General features: G+C 67.6%; 1 protein-coding gene. It reads left to right on the top strand.

Translation table 11 applies throughout. The annotated features are described in order from the left end of the window. On the top strand, positions 1–2,290 hold a 2,290-nt coding region (locus tag ACWCPQ_RS34990), incomplete at both ends, for a condensation domain-containing protein (protein ID WP_449907455.1).

Below are 2,290 nucleotides of genomic sequence, written 5' to 3'. Positions count from 1 at the left end.
GCGTGGTCAGCGCATCGAACTCGGTGAGATCGAGACCGCGTTGACCGAGCACGAATCGGTGGCGCGTGCGGTGGTGACGGCGAAATCCGATCCGCGTATCGGTGACCGCCTGGTCGGGTATCTGGTGGCGGCCCGGGGAACGGTCGTCGATATCGAGACACTGCGTACCCATCTGGCCGATCGGCTGCCGGTATACATGGTGCCCGCGGTCCTGATGGTGCTCGACGAGTTCCCGTTGAACGCTTCCGGGAAGCTGGATCGGAAAGCCCTGCCGGAACCGGTCTTCGAGGCGCAGGAGTTCCGGGCGCCGTCGACGCCGATCGAGGAGATCGTGGCCGGTGTCTATGCCGAAGTACTGGGTGTGGAACGGGTCGGTGCCGACGACGATTTCTTCACCCTGGGCGGCAACTCGCTGATCGCGACGCAGGTCGCGGCGCGGCTGGGTAAGGCGCTGGATACGCAGGTGCCGGTACGTGCCCTGTTCGAGGCATCCACAGTGGCCGGGCTGGCCGTGCGGGTCGAACAGCAGGCCGGTACCGGCGGCCGCACGGCATTGGTGCCGCAGCCGCGGCCCACGCGGGTCTCGGCCTCCGGTGAGATCGTGGACGCGGTGCCGCTGTCGCTGGCCCAGCAGCGGATGTGGTTCCTCAACCGCTTCGACGGCGACTCGGCGGCCTACAACATTCCGCTGGCGATCCGGCTGTCCGGTGAACTGGATGTGGACGCGTTGCGCGCGGCGGTCGCGGATGTGGTGGCCCGGCACGAGGTGCTGCGGACGGTGTATCCGGAGACCGAATCGGGTCCGGTGCAGGTGGTGCTGCCGGTCGGGGACGCCGCGCCGCGATTGCAGGTGCGTTCGGTGGCCGCCGCGGATGTCGTGGCGGCAGTGGGTGAGCTGGCGTCGGCCGGTTTCGATGTGACGGCCGAGGTACCGCTGCGAGTGGCGCTGTTCCGAGTCGGCGACCCGGCCGGTATCGAGGGCGACGATGCGGGCGGCGAGTTCGTGCTGGCGATGGTGGTGCACCATATCGCGGCCGACGGTTCGTCGGTGGGTCCGCTGACCCGGGACGTGATGACCGCTTACGCCGCTCGCTCCGCCGGGGACGCCCCGGGCTGGGCGACGCTGCCGGTGCAGTACGCGGATTACAGCATCTGGCAGCGGGAGTTGCTCGGCGACGAAGCCGATCCGGAATCGCTGGCGGCGAAACAGGTCGGGTACTGGCGGTCGACGCTGGCGGGTGTGCCCGACCAGCTCGATCTACCGACCGACCGGCCGCGCCCGGCGGTGCAGTCCTTCGCCGGTGGCCGGGTAGCGGTCGTCGTCGGCCCGGATGTGCATGCTGGACTGCTGCGGGTGGCCCAGCAGCGGAACGCGACGATGTTCATGGTGGTGCATTCGGCACTCGCCGTGCTGCTGTCCCGTCTTTCGGGTACCGATGACATCACCGTCGGTACGCCGGTGGCGGGTCGTGGTGAGCAGGCGCTCGATGATCTGATCGGTATGTTCGTGAACACGTTGGTGTTCCGGACGCAGCTGGATCGTGGGGAGTCGTTCGCGGATCTGCTGTCGCGGCAGCGGGAGATCGATATCGCGGCGTTCGCGCATGCGGATGTGCCGTTCGAGCGTTTGGTGGAGGTGCTGAATCCGGCGCGGTCCACGGCGCGGCATCCGCTGTTCCAGGTGGGGCTGACCTTCCAGAACGTGGCGCAATCGAGTCTGGAGTTGCCGGGTCTGACGGTGTCGGGGGTGGATGTCGATACCGAGATCTCGCAGTTCGACCTGAATCTCGTCCTCGGCGATTCCTATGACGAGACGGGCGCCCCCGCGGGGGCAGCCGGATATCTGACCTACGCCACCGCCCTGTTCGACCATGCCACGGTGCAGGAATTCGCTGACCGCTTCGTGCGACTGCTCACTGCGGTATCGGCGGATCCGTCGGTGCCGGTGGGAGATCTGGAGTTGCTCGCTCCGGCCGAACGCGACCGGGTGCTGACCGATTGGAACGGCACCGGGCACGAGCTTCCGGCCGGGTTGCTGTTGGACGGGTTCAATGCTGCGGTTGCGGCGTATCCGGATCGGGTGGCTGTCTCGTTCGAGGGGACGAGTCTGTCCTATGGCGAGTTCGCGGGTCGGGTGAACCGGTTGGCGCGGCATTTGATCGCCGAGGGTGTGGGTCCGGAGTCTCTGGTCGGGTTGTTGATGTCGCGGTCGCTGGACCTGGTCGTGGGTATGTATGCGGTGGTGGCGGCGGGTGGTGCGTATGTGCCGTTGGATCCGGCGCATCCGGCG

It is taken from the genome of Nocardia sp. NPDC001965, assembly GCF_053594175.1.
The sequence above is the reverse complement of the archived record's forward strand: the minus strand, read 5'-3'. Positions and strand labels throughout refer to the sequence as shown.